Below are 17,991 nucleotides of genomic sequence, written 5' to 3' on the forward strand. Positions count from 1 at the left end.
TTGCGTTAGCGTAAACCGTCGCGTAAACTTTTCAGCAATACGAGAAAATGGGTTAGACAATGGCAACAGGCGTACCGCAAGAGAAGGCCACACAGCACCTCGAACTCTATGGCAATATGCTTTTAGAGGGCATCGCTATTGATGAATTCTCTTATAGACGTGGTGTGCGCGAGCTTGAACGCCAGAATTCCAGCATATGTGTTTCAGCGCTTGGCTTCCTTCATGGTTTGTATGGTGAAATCGACCAAGCTATTGCTGTGTTTGAGGAGGCCGATCCATTTCATGATGTTACCGTTGCTACAAATCTCTGTTTTATGCTCAGACATACAGGCTGCATAAATCGGCTTTATCAATATGCTTATGATCTTGCTGATGCTCATCAAACAAAGGCTTTAACAGCTAGTGCTTATTCTATGGCTTATCGTTTTGGCGATAGAGACCGTCTTGAACATTATTTTGATATGCACATTAAATTGCTTTCGGAGGATGAAAACAGATCTGAAGCAGAGATTCATAAGCAGGAATTATTGACTGAGATCAACAGTGCATACTCCGTTAGCGGCTGTTCGCAAAACCAGTTTGAGTTACTCGCTCGAGTAATTTGGACAGTAACGGAAAAACATCGTTTGATTCCCGGAACAGTCGAGCTGAACAGTACATTTAACACGTGCTATATTATTGAAATCTACAATCAAAATCCTGAGTCTATAGCTAGACTTAATTGGGAGCTTGCTGAAGCCGTGTGTAGCCATGATGCTTTGGATGATTGTGACGTAGTAGCTCGTTTTTCTCCGACTCGTCAACTTCACGTTGGGGTAAGCTATGGCAATAATTAGTGATGATTTGCTTAGGTGTGCTGATTCATTAATCGAACTGGATAATGAAGGTGGTTTTCGTAGTTGCATATCGCGTGCTTATTATGCGAGCTATCATCATGCATTGGAGTCTCTCCAATCGGTGCCTGCATTTTCGTCTAACCATCACAGTAATTTAATTGGTTATATGAGCAATAAGGTAGAGAATAAACTTGAGCCTTACGACTCAGTGCAACTGAAGTTGCTTGGATACAATTTGCGCCAGCAAAGGGCAGCACGTAATGAGGCTGATTACCACCTCTCAGAGGTAACGGTAAGTAAGGAAATGGCGGAAACTGCTTTATATAGTTCTAGACTATTTTTCCAAAAATGGAGCGAACTGAAACAAGCTATCGCTTCCTAACTTGACAAAATTCTTAACATGAAACCCAGCTTCGGCTGGGTTTTTTTATGGAGTAAATATGGCAGTTGAAACATACAGCTGGCGCTCGCAGCTCGGTGCTGGGGCGATTGAATATAGTCAAACGGTACGCGCTGCGCAGTTCGGTGATGGCTACGAACAGGTAGCCGAGAACGGCATCAACTCCACGGCAATCCTGGTGCCAATGAAACACGTTGGCAGTGAGTCTGAGGTAAACGCAGTGCGCGACTTCCTCCTGGCTCATACCGTTAAAGCTTTTATCATCACGCCGCCCGGCGAAGCGAAGGGGCTTTATCGGGTAGTCGCCGATTCCGTACGGAAAAATCAGATCAGCAGCAAGTTTGCTGAGCTGACGTTCACCATCAAACGGGCTTACGGAGTGTATGCATAATGGCATTAGTCGATCAGGCGGCGATGCTGGCACCGGGTGGCAGAGTACGCCTGGTTGAAGTTGACGCCTCAGAGTTCAGTGGCGGTATTCACCGTTTCCACTACGCACCTTTCCCCCATACACCGGAAGAGATCGACGCTGCCAATGGTGATGAAGAAAAGCTCGGACCAAAGCCAATATCATTTGGTGGCAAGACCTACGATTTTTGGCCGTTTCAGGTAACAGGCCTGGAGCTTTCAACAGACCAGGCCGCAGAGCCGACACTCAGCGTTTCCAACCTCGACGGTCATATCACGGCGCTATGCCTGCAATTTAAAGACATGGTTAATGCCAAAGTGAGCATTATCGACACCTATTCGGTTTACCTCGATGCCGTGAATTACCCTGGTGGGGTGAACCCAACCGCCGACCCTTCGATGTTCACGCTTCAGACCTTCTGGCTTGACACGAAAACCTCCGAAGACGACGAAGTGGTTTCATGGTCACTCAGTAGCCCCGCAGACTTGCAGGGGCTTGTTATCCCAACTAGACAAATCACCTCGCTCTGTGAATGGGCGCTTCGCGGGCAGTACCGGAGCGGCGATGGATGCACCTATAACGGTACGGCATATTTCGACGCGAAGGGGAATCAGGTTTCAGATCCTGCCCTTGATGTATGCGGGGGTTGCTTCAGTGACTGCCGTAAGCGCTTCGGCGCCGGGCTGGCAGAGCCTAACACTGCGGTTCTGGATTTTGGCGGCTTCCCGGCGACAGTTCTCTTCACCCGATAACTGGATATACCAATGAACAAAACCATTATGACGGCGATCCGGGCGCATGCGCTGGAGGAATCCCCACGCGAGTGCTGCGGCTTCGTCATTCAGTCGGGGCGGCGCCAGCGTTATGTCCCGGTGCCGAACAGCCACGAAAATCCGACAGAGCATTTCCGAATTGACGGCGAACACTGGGCGAACGCTGAGGATGCCGGGACCATTGTCCGCGTCATTCACTCCCACCCGGGCGATGGTGCACGGCCTATCCCCTCTGACCTTGATCGCCAGCAGTGCAATAACTCTGGTGTGGTCTGGGGCATCTACGCGCCGGACTGCGATGAGTACGCCGAGATCACCCCTGATGCTATCCCGCTGATTGGCCGCCCGTTCCTTCTGGGATCGAACGACTGCTGGGGGCTGGTCATGGACTGGCACGCCACCCAGGGCGTAGCGCTGAACGATTTCCGCGTGGATTATCCGTGGTGGGAAAGCCAGTACCCGGACAACCTCTATTTCGATAACTGGGAGCGTGAGGGGTTTGTCGAATGCGACCCTGCGCCCGGGTGCATGGTCATCATGCAGGTCGAGTCGGAAAAGTGGAACCATGCGGGGATCATCACCGAAGAGGGCGAGCTGCTGCACCACCTGTACGGGCGGCCATCCTGCATCACGCCATACGCCCGCGGTTACTTCAAAGACCGGACCATGATTTGTGTTCGCCATAAAAATTTGCCAGAGGAGATAAAGCCATGGCGCGCTTAACCACGATTCGATTGTATGGCGCGCTCGGCGCCCGGTTTGGCCGCGTTCACCGGCTGGCGGTTCAGACGTCAGCGGAAGCGGTAAAGGCGCTCTGCATCAACCTGGACGGGCTGGAAAGCTTTCTCATGAATGCCAAAAAAAACGGTATGACCTTCGCGGTGTTTCGTGGCAAACGCAACATCGGCGAACAGGATTTCAAGGAGCTGGGTGGTGACAGTGATATCCGCATCGCGCCTGTAATGGAGGGGGCGAAAAAGGCGGGTATGTTTCAGACGATCCTTGGGGCAGTAATGGTCGTTGCTGGAGTTGTCACTGGAGTTGTTGCTGGCTGGACAGGGATCGGGGCGACGTTTGCAGCTGGTTTGATAATGTCTGGCGCTTCGATGATGGCCGGTGGCATCTACCAGATGCTCTCGCCGCAGCCAAAAGGCCTTCAGGGGCGTGATGACCCCGACAATAAGCCCAGCTATGCCTTCGGCGGCGCAGTGAACACCCTGGCGATGGGCAACCCGGTCGCGCTGCTGTATGGCGAGCGCGAGATTGGCGGCGCCATAATCAGTGCGGGGATCGTGGCCGAGGACATCTGAGAATTTCTTACTCTTCAATTAGCACCCAATCGGGTGCTTTTTTTATGGATGCAATATGGCAACGATTACTGGTGCAAAAGGCGGCAGTCAGAAGCAGCACACGCCTGTTGAACAACCCGATTCTGCGCAGTCGATGGCGCGCTGCCGTATGCTGCTGGCGCTCGGTGAAGGCGAGTTTGCTGGTGGGCTGGATGCAACCCGGATCTTCCTTGACGGCACGCCGCTGGGCAACGCCGACGGCTCGATGAACTTCGAGAATGTCTCCTGGGACTTTCGTCCGGGCACACAAACGCAGACGCCGATACCGGGATTCCCTGCTGTTGAGAATGAAACAACGGTTGGCGTATCGCTGACAAAGGCCACGCCTTGGACCCGAGCACTCAGCAATACCCAGATTGACGCGGTGCTGGTACGTATTGGCATCCCTGGGTTACAGCTGCAGGAAAGCGATGGGGATATTGTCGGTACTACGGTTCAGTACCATATTGATCTGGCGGTGGACGGTGGCGCTTACTCGACAGTAATGACTAAAACCGTCACTGAGAAGCTCAGTTCGCTCTATGAACTAACCCACCGTATTAATCTCCCAAAAGCCAGCACTGGCTGGCAAATTCGAGTTGTGCGTGACACCGATGACAGCACCAGCCAGATGCTGCAGAACAAAACGCAGGTGCAAGCGATTACTGAGGTGATCGATGCTCGCCTGCGATATCCACACACAGCGCTGCTGTACGTGTCCTTTAACGCAAAGTCATTCAACAACATCCCTAAGATTTCCTGCATGCCGAAGGGGCGCATCATCCGAATCCCTTCGAACTATGATCCAATAGCGCGGACTTATAGCGGAACATGGGACGGGACGTTTAAATGGGGCTGGACGAATAACCCGGCGTGGATTTGGTTCGATGTTCTGACTGAGCCGCGCTTCGGCCTTGGGCGCCGCGTGACGCCAGAAATGCTCGATAAGTGGGAGCTCTATCGCATCGCCCAGCGCTGCGACCAGAAGGTACCCGACGGGAAGGGCGGAAGCGGTACCGAGCCACGCTTCATGTATGACGTTTACATCCAGTCGCAGGCTGATGCCTGGCAGGTCATAAAGGATATCGCCGCGGGCTTCAACGGAATGACTTTCTGGGGCAACAACATGTTCAACGTTGTCTCTGACATGCCGGCTGACACTGCGAAGTTGCAGATCCTTACTCGCGCCTCAGTGGTGGGTAAACCGGTGTACTCGAGTGGCAGTGAGAAAAACCGCTTCTCCAGCGCGCTGATTAACTTCAGCGATCCGGATAACCACTACCAGGACCGCACCACGGCAGTGATGTTTCCGGAACTGGTGAGGCAGTTCAAGTTTAAGCAGACACAAATCACTGCGATCGGTTGTACGCGTGAGAGCGAGGCGCAGCGGCGTGGCGGGTGGGCGGTGTATTCCAACTCCCTTGACCGCATTATCACGCTTCAGACTGGACTTGATGGCTTTGTATTCGTGCCGGGCACCGTATTTGCGTTTGCAGATGAACGCCTGTCAGGGCGCGTTTACGGCGGGCGTATCACCGGGTATAACGCAGGTCTTAAGGCCGTGACCACTGACCGGGGCACCAGTGCGGTGGCGGGCGATACGCTGATGATTCGCACCCAGGGTGGTACCGTTGAAAGCCGGGTGATACAGGCCGTAAATGGCACGCAGCTGATCCTGTCCACGCCGTTCACGGCGGCGCCATTACCTAATGCCGTATTCGTAATTGATGCTGGTCAGCTGCGCCTGCAGTATTTCCGGGTAACGAACCTAAAATTTGATGATGAGGAAAACACCTTCACCATTACCGGTGCGGAGTATAACGCGTCGAAATACGACGCCGTTGATAACAACGCTCGCCTCGATACTCCTCCGATAAGCCTGATTCCGACCGGGCTAGTTAACCAGCCGACCAACATCGTGCTATCGAGCTATGATGCGGTTCGCCAGGGGCAGCGCGTGGCCACGCTAACCGCCTCATGGGATGCACCAGTTGATAAAGACGGCAAACTGCAGTCGGACGTCATAGCGTACCGGGCACAGTGGAAACGCGGAAATAACGAATGGGTAAACGTGCCTGAAACCGGGTTACGAAATATCGAAGTGCCTGGCATTTTCGAGGGCGATTACCTTGTGCGCGTCCGTGCGATTAACTCTGGGGGAGCGTCCAGCCTTTGGGCCACGTCTGCGTTGACCCATCTTACCGGCCGTACCGGTGAAGTGCCGAAACCTGTCGGACTAACTGCAACAGAGGATGTTGTATTTGGGATCAATATTACATGGGGTTTCCCCGCAGATACCGCCGACACCCTGAGCACGGAACTGCAATACAGCGCTTCAGTCGATGGGGCAAATCCAATGCTGTTGGCCGCGGTTCCGTATCCACAGAAGCTCTATCAGCAAATGGGGCTGAAAGCAGGTCAGGAATTCTGGTACCGCGCGCAGCTGGTGGACCGCAGCGGCAACGAATCAGGTTACACAGAATGGGTGCGGGGACAGGCCAGCATCGATGTTTCCGACATTACCGATGCAATCCTGGAGGAGATTAAAGACTCTGACGTATTTAAGGCTTTGATTGAAAATGCGGTCGATAGTAGCGCTAAATTCGCGGAACTGTCTGATGCAATTAAGGAGAATGCTGATGGCCTGGCTGCTGCCGTGGGTTCGAACAAGCAGACTGCCGAAGCAATTATCGGCAATGCTCTGGCTATTGCTGATGTTGTTGTGCGGCAGACTGCACAGCAGGGTGCAAACTCTGCGACATTCGAACAGCTCCGGGAGGTGATCGCCACTGAGACGGAGGCGCGAGTTACTGATGTTACCCGTCTTGAGGCAAAAACTGCGCAGAATGAAGCCGGTATTACTGATGTTCGCCAGGCATTGGCGACGGAAACTGAAGCGCGCGCTTCTGCGGTAAGCCAATTGACTGCTGCGACTAAGGCCGCTTCTGATAAAGCTGATTCAGCTGCTGCTGTAGGTGCTCAGAATACAGCATCAATCACTGACCTCAGCCAGGTTGTCACAGACCTCGATTCCTCAATGGCATCACGCCTGGAAGAACTGGGCGTACAAACTGATAAGGCCAGCGGCGGTATTCAGAACAATGCTATCGCGCTCATCACCAGCACGCTCGCGCAGGTTAACCAGCGTAACCTTCTTAGCGTGCAATATGGCGATAACAAAGCCGGTATTGAGCGAGTCGATAATGTAATGGCCGATGCCAGTAAGGCTGTTGCTGAGTCGTTGCGCACCCTGGACTCCACTGCCGGTGGAAACACCGCGAATGTCACTGACCTGTCAAAGACGCTTGCTGACTTCACACAGGCGTCCGCTACTCAGATCAATTCGCTGAAGGTTACCGTGAATGGCCAGCAGGCCGCTATTGTCCAGAATGCTCAGGTATCAGCAGACATCAACAATAACCTGAATGCGATGTACAGCATTAAGGTGGCTGTTGATGCTAACGGTCGTCAGTATGCTGCTGGCATGGGTATTGGTGTTCAGAACACTCCATCCGGAATGCAGTCGCAGGTGTTGTTCCTGGCTGACCGATTTGCGGTGATGTCTCAGGCTGGAGGGACCGTAACACTGCCGTTCGTTATCCAGAATGGGCAGACCATTATCAGGGATACCGTTATCGGCGACGGAACCATCAGTAATGGCAAAATTGGCAACTACATCCAGTCCGCGACATGGGACGGAACCGGAAACGTCGGCTGGCACATCAACAAATCGGGTTATGCCGTTTTCAATAACGTTACTGTGCGTGGAGCGGTTTACGCCCAAAATGGTCAGTTCGGATTCACCAACTCAACGGGAGGAGTCACGATCAATAACAACGGTGTCACTGTCAATTTGTCGAACGGTGGGCGCATTGTTCTGGGAGAATTTTGATGGCCAGAGGACTTTATATCGATTTGAATGACGGGCGTCCGGCAATGACCATCACTGCCGGAATGAAATGTCCGTCGTATGGTGGGGAGGCTGTGGAGGCATGGGGCCAGCAGACCATGACTGTTCAGAGCTATGTTGCCGGAGCTACCCCTTTCTTCATTCCATCAAACTCGGTTGTGAATGTGACTCGCTCGCCGAATCTGATAACAACGATTATGGTCCTCGATGGGATAACCAATAACGGAAACGGAACCCTGACTCAGAGTGTCTGGTCATCAGATGGTTGGGGGAAAGACAAAACATTTCCCGGCACAGTCTGGCAGATTTTGCCCGCAGGGCAGAGTGGGAACCGAGGTTTGCTTATTGAGGATTCGACGGACTTTATTGCGATCACTGATGTCAGCCGTGTTGCTTCCTGTGTTTTCAGTGGAACGGTCAATGTAAATGGCACTTACACCCTTCCGGCCAAAGGGCTAGTGTTTGCCCGGTGGAATGACAGCGCAGCTACGCTCGAATGTGATGGTAATAATATTTACTCCCGGCAGGATTACACAGGCTATGACGATATTTCCCGTTCTGTGAGTGTCGATATTGCTATTTTTGCGGTTCAGGCTCCTGTACCCGGAAGAGGACTAAATTTCATCAACGCTGCCGGTCAGTGCACTTTCTCTACGACCCGCCGCCCATTTATTTTCCGCAATCAGTTTTATTCACCGGGCAACAGCTGGGTAGATATTGGAAACAGCATGATTGCGCTTGGGTCCTATGGTTTTAACTCTTCAACAGCCAGTGGGTGGTGCAACATGCGATCCAAGGGGCTGGTGATGAGCGGGAACTCGGTAAAATGCGGGAATGGCCGTGTCCGTTCCCGATGGACCGAAAGGTATTCTGTGACCGGCGAGAGATATACCGGAATGAGTATTCCCATCATCCCCGCAATGTATTGACCCCCCTAACTAACAAGCCCCGCCATAGCGGGGCTTTTTATTGTCTGGAGAAAATATGATTTATACCACTGGCACTATTGCCATCATCGGAAACACCCTAACAGGTACGGGAACAAACTTTACTGCAGCTGGCTCGTTAATTCGTAACGGCTGTACCGTCATCGCACTGACCAGCCCGCCGCAGGTATTCCAGATTACCGCCATCGGCGGGGCAACCAGTCTCAACGTGACACCAGCGGCAAATCCTGCAATCCCTGCGGGAACGAAGTATTCGATTTTGCTGAGCGACAGTCTGAGTGTCGATGGCCTGGCGCAGGACATTGCTGAAACGTTCACGATGTACCAGCGTTATATGAGTGGCTTCGCTGATGTGATGAACGGCACCGCAGATGTAACTATCACTATCAATGGTGTTTCGGTCACAGTGCCGGGTCAGAAATCTCTGGCCAAGAAAGGCGCTAACAGCGACATTACCAGTCTTAGCGGGTTAACAACTGCGCTAAGTATTTCTCAGGGTGGTACTGGTGATAAGACTGCCGCTGGGGCGCGTACAAACCTCGGTTTGGGGAATGTGGCAACTAAAAATACTGGTGAAGGGGATAATGATGTACTGGCTCCAGGGTCATTTGGTGTGGGGTCTAAAAACCTTCCAGTAATTTCTGACCTCTGGGACAAGAGTAAGGGGACTCGCTTCTGCAACGTTACCCCTGCAACATCGGGAGGTCCAGGTGTTTATGGTTCAGGCATCCGGCTGTCAGATCGAAACATCGGGAGTGGATCAACCTCTGCCGCGCAGCAGTCATTTTATGCTCTGATTCTTAGTGGGAAAGTTTTTCAGTTCATGAGCATGGCTGATGGTGTCGATAGTGGCTGGATGCAGATTTACCACACCGGGAACACGACTCGGGCAGCCGATGGTACGCTTAAAGGTGCATCGCCTATTGTACAGTTGTTCGGGAATGGTACATGCCAGCTTAACGATGAGTCTGAGGGGTGCACTGTAACCCGCCAGGGTATCGGGGAATACCTGATTGAAGGTTGTACCGGCTTGAATGCAGATGCTGCATGGGGCGGTATAGATGGCGGTTTTGACATTCCTACTGACCGTAACAAACAGCCACTCATCTGGCTTGATTATAAGGTTAATTCTGACGGTTCTGTGCTGGTTAAAACCTATCACCGCACCCACCCGTCGGCCCCTGAATTTGCCAGAAATGAGCGGGCGGGGTTAGATGATGGAGACCCGGTTGATATCCCGTCAGATCAGTTTGTAAGCGTCCGAGTGGAAATGCCAGCTGAAAGCATCTGGAATAAGAAACTTGATGCGGCCAGAACTGCACTTAATGACGAGCCGGAACAAGCTGGACAAGCTGTTTAACAGATGGCTTAATTCTGCTCACCCAAGGCAATTGTCGAAAAATTTACAAAAGCCATAATTCGAAGCGTGATAAAAGCTTAGAAGCGAAACGGCGAAGCTTTAAGCAATAGCTTTTGGGGCCTCATCTTGCGGACACATATAAATAAAACTACTGTATATAAAAACAGTATTCGAGGTGTGTGCAATGGAATTCATCAGGCCAACAGAACTGCGAGAAATTATCGCTCTTCCGCTTTTCAGTGACTTAGTACAATGTGGTTTCCCAAGCCCCGCGGCTGATTACGTTGAACAGCGCATCGATCTCAATGAGTTACTCGTCGCTCACCCGAGTTCAACGTATTTCGTCAAAGCCGCAGGTGATTCTATGATCGAAGCAGGGATCAGCGACGGTGACCTGCTGGTAGTGGACAGCTCCAGGACTGCTGAGCACGGTGACATCGTCATCGCCGCGGTGGAAGGGGAGTTCACTGTTAAACGCCTTCAGCTGCGCCCGACCGTGCAACTCAATCCTATGAACAGCGCCTACAGTCCGATTGTTGTTGGCAGTGAAGACACGCTGGACGTTTTCGGCGTCGTGACTTTCATCGTTAAATCTGCGAGCTGAAGATGTTTGCTCTCTGTGATGTGAATTCGTTTTACGCATCATGCGAGACTGTATTCAGGCCGGACCTGAGAGGGCGGCCGGTTGTCGTTCTCTCAAATAACGATGGCTGTGTAATCGCACGCAGCGCAGAAGCAAAAGCGGTCGGAATCACTATGGGGGAACCATTCTTCAAGCAAAAGGAGCTTTTCAGGCGCGCAGGAGTTGTGTGCTTCAGCAGCAACTACGAGCTTTATGCTGATATGTCTCACCGGGTAATGACGACGCTTGAGGAAATGAGCCCCCGCGTTGAAGTTTACAGTATCGACGAAGCTTTTTGCGACCTGACCGGTGTTCGCAACTGCCGGGACCTGACTGACTTTGGAAAAGAGATCCGCGCTACGGTTCTGAAGCGGACGCATCTGACGGTCGGGGTTGGCATTGCGCAGACAAAAACACTCGCTAAGCTGGCAAATCATGCCGCCAAGAAATGGCAGCGGCAGACGGGCGGGGTAGTGGACCTGTCCAATATCGATCGCCAGCGCCGACTCCTTGCCCTGGTACCAGTAGAGGACGTATGGGGCGTCGGAAGGCGCATCAGTAAGAAGCTGAACGCCATGGGCATTAAAACTGCCCTCGACCTTTCTGAGCAGAGTACGTGGATTATCCGCAAACACTTCAACGTCGTGCTGGAAAGAACAGTGCGTGAGCTGCGCGGCGAGCCATGTCTTGATTTGGAAGAGTTCGCGCCAGCAAAGCAGGAAATCGTCTGTAGTCGGTCATTCGGCGAACGCGTTACTGAGTATGAGCAGATGCGTCAGGCTATCTGCAGCTATGCAGCGCGTGGGGCCGAAAAGCTTCGCGGCGAGCATCAGTATTGCCGTTTTATATCTGCATTCGTTAAAACCTCTCCCTTTGCCCTTAACGAGCCATATTACGGTAACAGTGCGTCCATGAAGCTTCTCACCCCCACTCAGGATTCCCGCGACATCATCAACGCCGCGGTAAAGTGCTTGGACAAAATCTGGAAGGATGGTCACCGGTACCAGAAAGCCGGCATTATGCTCGGGGACTTTTTCAGCCAGGGTGTGGCTCAGTTGAATCTTTTCGATGAGAACGCGCCGCGGGCTGGCAGCGAAAGGTTGATGGAAGTTCTCGATCACCTGAACGCTAAAGATGGAAAAGGCACACTCTACTTTGCCGGGCAGGGCATACAGCAGCAGTGGCAGATGAAGCGTCAAATGCTTTCGCCGCGGTACACCACAAGATATGCAGATCTTTTACGTGTGAGATAAATGCCACTAATGTCAGTTTTCGCATATTTGAATAATGCCTTGAATTGTTGAAAATTCATCATATTGAAGGCGTGAACAAGGTTTACTCATCATTGTAGTTTAAAAATTGCACAGTCAGGTGCTCTTCAAGCTTTAAGGGGAGTAAAATCCGGCAGTTTTTTGTCATTATAAAAAACCTTTATAGGTCGGTCCGTTATGAGATAAAATCACGCTAGAGCCACAATGGATATGGAATGAAGATGAAAATTGCACAGTTACAACTCGCTTTTTTTTATGACACAAATACGCCAATCGATTTTGATGGTCTGTCTTACTTTGCTCGACTGGAAATAAAAAACATTTTTGATAGAAATCTAACAAACAATCAAATGCTCGGAATTGTTCCTAAAGATGCACCACCAGAAATACCGAGGTTGCAGCTTTCCTCTGAAGATAATAAAATTCGTATGTTATCTACGCTTCAGCGCAGCGATTTGTTTGTAGACCGTTTATTTGATGAAGACCAAGCCAATTTAGATGCTTTTACAAAGATTTTCGATAGCCTCATCGATGTGCATGCTCAACTTAAAAAGCAACCTGTACGTATTGGCTTAGTGGCTTATAAAACAGAATATGATGATTACCCGGGGGTAACAATAGCAAAAAAATATCTTAACTTGGTTAATATAGGTGGTCTTGATAATTTGGCAGATGCTAATGTTATGTTCAATAAGCGTTTTGAAATGAATGGTCAAACATTTAATTGCCATTTAATTCATATGGCTGGATTTGATCAGGATAAACAAAAGAATTTATTATTGAGACAAGTGGATGTTAGCACTGATGAAAGTAGGGGTTTTGCAGCAAGCTATAGTCCAGAAGTTCTTAAGAAGGCTTTTTTAACTAAAGTGGCAGAATTTTAATCAGGTGCCAAATGGATACTGATAAAAAAAATAAAAAACTTGGATGCAAGTCAGCCGAAAATAATGCGGATAGCGAAATTAATCCTTCACTATCTGGCGTGGGATTTACGCCTTCACTGAATAATACATCTTCCATCCAAGTAAAAATTGGACCTACGGGCAGTATAAAAAGTCAAATATTAGGCCCGTCGCTTTCTTCCATTACAATTGATGAGCCATTGTCCAGTGAAGGGGATGTGGCGGAGAAATTTATTTCTAAAAACAAGGTTTTTAGTAGCGATAATACAAATGGAGAGGGGACTAAGAAAGTTTTCCAGATGTATTCTGGTGTATCTCATACCGAGGATAATTTCTTCAAAAACAATGACTTAGGTAATCGCGAGAAGTATGATCGTTACTCTAGAGAATGGACATCTTCAAATGCAGCTAGTAATAATTCCACTGCCTTTAAGTTTTCATTAAATGGGCAGAAAACATCATCTAACAGTGAAGCTAACAATAATTTCACTAAAAGTGGAATTGAAAGTCTTGTTTGGATGGATTTAAACAACAAGGTTAATGATTTCTCAAATGAATTGAATGCAAACAAAAGAACTATGGCTGATAATAAACGAAAGTTAAATAGCCTTATTTCGAAAGTTGCTATACAAGCTAATAAAATCACCAATTTTGATACATCATTAAAAAATGCTGAGGAAAAGTTGAGCGATAAAGTCTCGGATTTTGAAAAGGAAATAGTTACTGCACGTAATTCTTTATTGGCAGTTATCGCTCTTTTTGCTTCATTTTTTACATTTATATCAATTTCGGTAAATATCTTCTCTCGAGACATGTCTTTAAGTACTTCAATATCTGTATTGCTAGTTATTTGGTGTTGTCTAATTAGTTTCATATTTATTTTCATGGCCGGAATAAGCAAGGGAGGTCGTTTTTTCACAAGCTTTACTTTTATCAAGCATGCTCTTTTTATGGTGGTGCTTTTCATTTGTGCCTTTATCTTACCTCGTGTTATATTTTCTTTTTTGCCGATACAATGGTTCCCATGAAAAATTGAATGGATTGTAGAAGTGCTTTTTTGTTTCAAAATTTAAAAGGGATGAAATCAATGTCATCGGCTAAATTTAAAAGGATAAGTTTTGGATATAATGACATGTCGGAGGTTATATACACTGCTTAATTATGTCTGTTGCATTGCTTATGCCTAGGATGAATAACATACCAGTAAGAAGAAATTAATAAATACTATACTTAATTTATGTTTTATCCTGGCGCACGTATGAATGCATTCCAGATAAACTTGTCGGCAGGCACTGCACCGTCGACCGCTATCTCTTTAGCTTCTTTCCCGCCTATGTCCTGGCGCATCCATTTGCGGGACGCTTCAGGTAACAGAACAAGCGGCCGGCGGTCGTGAATGTCGACCAGTCCATTATCAGCTGCAGACGTCACTATCACGAAGCCTTCTGCTTCATCGCCACGTTCAAATGGCGTGCTGCCGATCGCCGCCATGAATATTGGCTGGCCATCGGCGCGGTGAATGAAGTAGGGCTGTTTCTTGTCGCCTTCTTTTTTCCATTCGAACCATCCATCGGCAAAGCAGATCGCCCGACCATGCTGCTACAGCGGTTTAAACATTCGGCTGGTGGCCGCCGTCTCGACGCGCGCGTTTATCAGTGGCGCTTTATCCCACCATCCTGGCGCATATCCCCAAAACACCGGATCGAGGTGAAGTTGCTCGTCGCGTTCGCTCAACAACAAGACTTTTGTTCCTGGCGCGACGTTGTACCGGCCGATCGGCTCAGGGTCATAAGCGATGTCGCGATCGGCTTCATCGGCCAGGTAAGCAAGATATTCTTCACGGGTTTGGGCTTGTGCAAAACGTCCACACATAGAAACCTCCGGACAGTCAGACTGAAAGTATAGGGCAGGGAGAAAAAATAGCGCGCGCTAGTTAAGTCTTACAATCGGATCTGTGGGGATTATGCTGATGGTATGGGAAGGCGTAAAGCTGCGTGTTACGAAACTGGAAGGAGCTACGCAAAGTTGGGTAGATTTCGGATCGAAGCGATCCCGAAGTTCACTCGTCGCCCACTCGAAAAAGATGGCAACCGTTTGATCTTGAATGGATGTATTGGTAAGCATTGAAACCCGTATTTAACGGGTTTCTGACATGTAACTTCATGAATTATATCAAAAAGGGCTGGTTGTAGCGGAAACAGGAATCGTATTCGGTCTCTTTTTATCTATTTGTTTCTCAAAAGGTTTTTTGGTTATGGACCGAAAACCCCGAGAATAGATGGACAGTTCCCTATCCTGACTAAACCATAACATACTCAGGACCGCGTACGTCCAGGGTTTTTTGGCATCTTTGTTAAAAAATTGTGGCCTGGCGATCGCTGTGGAATCTTCGTCGGTGAAGTAAAGGCCCGGCCTGATAGTTAAATAATGAATTCCCTGAATTTATCTTTGTTGTTAACGATATACTCGGGGAAATTATCTGCCGACAGCTCTTGCCTGATTAACTTCCTGTCTCGTCCCCAGATATCTTCGGCGTTTTTTATCACCTTCATGATATGTTCCGGGTTGTTGAACTCAGGCAGATCGTATTCCGTGTGGGAGATGGTGGACATTTTTTCTGATATGCGTTCAGGGGTCATAACCCATGAGAAATGCCAGCCACTATTTTCAATGATGCGATTGTTAAGTTTGAACCAGTTCCATTTAAGCCAGGACCAGTTTTTGACGCTTCTGGTGCGTTTAAGATTTCTGAACGACTCAGGCTCGCCGCCAAAAAAATGAACGAGGTTTTTATATTTTGTCGCTCTCGGCAGTTTACATTTTCTTGGGGTGTTATCTGTATTAAAAACCTGCAGATTAAACTGATAATTATAAAAGTTCTGATAAAGCGTTGTGCAGAGTTTATTCGCGTTGATAGAGCCGATTACCTGTGGTGAAAAAATCTCGTCCACATCGGAAATTAAAATCAAATCATCATCTTTAGCACTTTTGAGGCCCTGCATGATGGCATTTCTCTGCGCGGCTTCATTCGCCCATGCATCCACCACCAGACCGTCCTGATGCTGATCGCCGCCGTCAGAGGCTTTCATGATAGGTGTTTCATCATGCACAACATAAATAATTTTATCTTTAAAAGGACCGTATTTATTTATGTCAAAGTGAAGCTGCCGCTTTTTGCCGGTAAAGGTATGCGTTGACTCAACAATAACGAAGCGATCAACAACGCCTGCTAGCGTATTCAGCCTGATATCAAGAAGCATATCTTCATCGTAATACAAGAAGCAGTCGTAAATCATCATCAAAGTCCTTAAATTTGCGTCTACACTGCGCTTTTCCAACGCATTCGCTATTTTCATTTCGCGCAATGCTAACTGAGCACCCCTGGCATATGCAAGAGTGCTCTGCTTTATCATTCCTTTCTCAAACCGAGTGCATTCTCTGTGCTGAGAGCGAAAACGCTTGTCGCGATTAGAAATGGGACTTAACGGACGCCTCAATTTCATCAAGCAGTTCAAAGCGACGACGGTATTCAGCACGTTTTTTACTGGCTATCTCGTCGAGGGATTTGCGCTCCATCTGCAGCGGCAGCTGCCAGCAGAAGGCGGAAAGTTTTTTTCCACCCAAAGAATCCCAGAATTCGTCATAGCTGGCGTGGAAATGACGGCCTTTGCTGAGGCGATAGCGCAGCGCGCGGAAAACGTGTCCCTCATCGCTGACGGCAAAAATGGCCCGAACAGATGACTGCGCTGCCAGCTGGAAAAGTACCTCCATCAGCACGCGCTTGGGAAACAGGCCATGGCAGGCGCGAGTTGCCAGTTTAATGGCATCTCGTGACACGCAGCGACGGGGGCCCTGAAGTCCGCCAATGACCACAACGGGCTGGCCATTGCTGCGGGCGACGCTAAAGGTCAGGCTGGCAAGAAGCGTATCCTCGTTGTCGCGCAGCCAGAGCGTACTCTCACCTTCACGCTCGGCTTTGCCAGCTGAAGACGCATTAACCGTGTAGGTCACGCCGTCTTTGACGTGGAACTCCGCAATAGGTTGTTCCTGCGCGCCGGTCATAGCCTGGGCAAGACGGCTCTCCTTCAGGCGATCGATCCAGTAGTAATGGTTAACGATAGCGTCGGCGCGATCGTTTGCCGTCAGACCGCGCATCAGGTACTGCCGATGGGTCTTGCTGGGCAACGTAATTTGCGATGTCAGCAGTTTGTCGAAATCGTCACGGCCAGCGAGGGCTTCCAGCATACGATGGGTGGAAGACCAAAAGAGCAGGGAACGTAAAAGGAACTTCAGTCGGTAGTCGCGTTTCCGCCAGATTGGCCCCGGGACGCGTTTACCGTTCACCAGCTCGGAAATAATATTCGTGCGATGCGGATAGAAAACATCGTTATGTAGCTGTGTATTAGACACGTGAAGACCTCTCGTTTTTATCTCCCCTTATTCTAAGGAGCCAGTAAAAAGGGATTAAGAGCGCGCGGATCTTTATTTCTCTTTGGTTTACCGTTTGTTTTACTTTGTAAGGGCTGCGCTGATCTTCTTGCGCTTTTGACGGCGGCTATACTGTTAAAGGGAGGCCTTATGTATCAGCGAATAGAAGGTGGAGAGTGGCGTCACGTATGGGTTGTCAGCGACATACACGGCTGTTACCAGAGGCTCATGGAGGAACTGAAACGCCGTCATTTCAATCCTTATGAGGATTTACTTATATCCGTTGGCGATCTGATCGATCGTGGTCCGGACAGTGTGAAATCATTGCAGCTCATCAATGAGAAATGGTTTCGAGCAGTGCGGGGCAATCATGAGCAAATGGCAATAGATAGCCTGGATAATAATGATTTTGCGCTCTGGACAATGAATGGCGGAATGTGGTTTTCGCGGCTTGAGCATGAGGAGCAGCAGCGGGCGCGCTCGTTACTTAACGCATGTCGTGCGTTACCGCATATTATCGAAATTACCTGCGCGAACGGGTTGAACGTTATTGCTCATGCTGATTACCCGGCGGAGGAATACCGCTGGGAAAAACCGGTAAGCGCCCAGCGCGTGTTATGGGATCGCGACCGCCTGATGGGGTTTATGGTGGGCAAAGGGCAGGGAATTAGCGGGGCGGATCACTTCTGGTTCGGACATACGCCCGTCGACAGAAGGTATGATTTCGACAATCTGCACTACATTGATACGGGGGCCGTATTTGACGGTTACTTTACGCTGGCGCAGCTGCAGTAATAAATAACCC

Annotated in this window: 16 protein-coding genes and 1 pseudogene; 14 read left to right on the forward strand and 3 right to left on the reverse strand. The window is 49.5% G+C overall.

The window, feature by feature from the left end; translation table 11 throughout:
- The first annotated feature begins 59 nt into the window (after positions 1-59).
- The 13 genes from ACTJI7_RS12035 to ACTJI7_RS12095 all read left to right on the forward strand — a co-directional run bounded on the left by ACTJI7_RS12035 (position 60) and on the right by ACTJI7_RS12095 (position 13,786).
- Positions 60-836: a hypothetical protein gene (locus tag ACTJI7_RS12035; RefSeq protein WP_028013560.1), complete on the forward strand. Its 777-nt coding sequence runs from the start codon at positions 60-62 to the stop codon at positions 834-836.
- Complete coding sequence (locus ACTJI7_RS12040) at positions 823-1,218, forward strand: hypothetical protein (RefSeq protein WP_072032022.1); 396 nt, start codon at positions 823-825, stop codon at positions 1,216-1,218. The genes ACTJI7_RS12035 and ACTJI7_RS12040 overlap by 14 nt, the downstream gene beginning before the upstream one ends.
- Positions 1,219-1,276: 58 nt before the next feature.
- On the forward strand, positions 1,277-1,627 hold the full coding sequence (locus ACTJI7_RS12045; protein WP_440670338.1) for a phage tail protein: 351 nt from the start codon (positions 1,277-1,279) through the stop codon (positions 1,625-1,627).
- Positions 1,627-2,397: a phage minor tail protein L gene (locus ACTJI7_RS12050; protein ID WP_440670336.1), complete on the forward strand. Its 771-nt coding sequence runs from the start codon at positions 1,627-1,629 to the stop codon at positions 2,395-2,397. Before ACTJI7_RS12045 ends, ACTJI7_RS12050 begins: the two co-directional genes overlap by 1 nt.
- A gap of 12 nt (positions 2,398-2,409) precedes the next feature.
- The gene (locus tag ACTJI7_RS12055) at positions 2,410-3,141 is read left to right on the forward strand and encodes a C40 family peptidase (RefSeq protein WP_440670334.1); all 732 of its coding nucleotides are present in this window, start codon (positions 2,410-2,412) and stop codon (positions 3,139-3,141) included.
- Entirely contained in the window at positions 3,129-3,728 is a 600-nt protein-coding gene (locus ACTJI7_RS12060; RefSeq protein WP_440670332.1) for a tail assembly protein, read from the forward strand. The genes ACTJI7_RS12055 and ACTJI7_RS12060 overlap by 13 nt, the downstream gene beginning before the upstream one ends.
- 55 nt (positions 3,729-3,783) lie before the next feature.
- Entirely contained in the window at positions 3,784-7,638 is a 3,855-nt protein-coding gene (locus ACTJI7_RS12065; protein WP_440670330.1) for a phage tail protein, read from the forward strand.
- The gene (locus ACTJI7_RS12070; RefSeq protein WP_440670328.1) at positions 7,638-8,585 is read left to right on the forward strand and encodes a DUF6453 family protein; all 948 of its coding nucleotides are present in this window, start codon (positions 7,638-7,640) and stop codon (positions 8,583-8,585) included. The genes ACTJI7_RS12065 and ACTJI7_RS12070 overlap by 1 nt, the downstream gene beginning before the upstream one ends.
- A gap of 55 nt (positions 8,586-8,640) precedes the next feature.
- Positions 8,641-9,963, forward strand: a complete 1,323-nt coding sequence (locus tag ACTJI7_RS12075) for a phage tail protein (RefSeq protein WP_440670326.1) — start codon at positions 8,641-8,643, stop codon at positions 9,961-9,963.
- A gap of 184 nt (positions 9,964-10,147) precedes the next feature.
- Entirely contained in the window at positions 10,148-10,567 is a 420-nt protein-coding gene (locus ACTJI7_RS12080; RefSeq protein ID WP_020884462.1) for a translesion error-prone DNA polymerase V autoproteolytic subunit, read from the forward strand.
- Between the two features lie 2 nt (positions 10,568-10,569).
- The gene (locus ACTJI7_RS12085; protein WP_440670324.1) at positions 10,570-11,838 is read left to right on the forward strand and encodes a Y-family DNA polymerase; all 1,269 of its coding nucleotides are present in this window, start codon (positions 10,570-10,572) and stop codon (positions 11,836-11,838) included.
- Between the two features lie 239 nt (positions 11,839-12,077).
- Positions 12,078-12,740, forward strand: coding sequence for a hypothetical protein (locus tag ACTJI7_RS12090; RefSeq protein ID WP_440670322.1), 663 nt, complete (start codon positions 12,078-12,080; stop codon positions 12,738-12,740).
- 11 nt (positions 12,741-12,751) lie between these two features.
- Positions 12,752-13,786, forward strand: coding sequence for a Yip1 family protein (locus ACTJI7_RS12095; protein ID WP_028013551.1), 1,035 nt, complete (start codon positions 12,752-12,754; stop codon positions 13,784-13,786).
- Between the two features lie 214 nt (positions 13,787-14,000).
- Here ACTJI7_RS12095 and ACTJI7_RS12100 read toward each other — a convergent pair.
- The 3 genes and pseudogenes from ACTJI7_RS12100 to ACTJI7_RS12110 all read right to left on the reverse strand — a co-directional run bounded on the left by ACTJI7_RS12100 (position 14,001) and on the right by ACTJI7_RS12110 (position 17,168).
- Positions 14,001-14,630 (reverse strand): annotated as a pseudogene (locus tag ACTJI7_RS12100) (SOS response-associated peptidase).
- Positions 14,631-15,178: 548 nt separating this feature from the next.
- Complete coding sequence (locus ACTJI7_RS12105) at positions 15,179-16,054, reverse strand: benzoate transporter (protein WP_192978726.1); 876 nt, start codon at positions 16,052-16,054, stop codon at positions 15,179-15,181.
- Positions 16,055-16,226: 172 nt separating this feature from the next.
- Positions 16,227-17,168: a VirK/YbjX family protein gene (locus ACTJI7_RS12110; RefSeq protein WP_192978705.1), complete on the reverse strand. Its 942-nt coding sequence runs from the start codon at positions 17,166-17,168 to the stop codon at positions 16,227-16,229.
- A gap of 168 nt (positions 17,169-17,336) precedes the next feature.
- Between ACTJI7_RS12110 and pphA the strand changes: the two genes are divergently transcribed.
- On the forward strand, positions 17,337-17,981 hold the full coding sequence (pphA, locus tag ACTJI7_RS12115) for a protein-serine/threonine phosphatase (RefSeq protein ID WP_041909471.1): 645 nt from the start codon (positions 17,337-17,339) through the stop codon (positions 17,979-17,981).
- The last annotated feature ends 10 nt before the right edge of the window (positions 17,982-17,991 follow it).

Origin of the sequence: Enterobacter sp. 22499, from assembly GCF_052044815.1 — a bacterium.
In the GTDB taxonomy this organism is placed as follows: domain Bacteria; phylum Pseudomonadota; class Gammaproteobacteria; order Enterobacterales; family Enterobacteriaceae; genus Enterobacter; species Enterobacter bugandensis.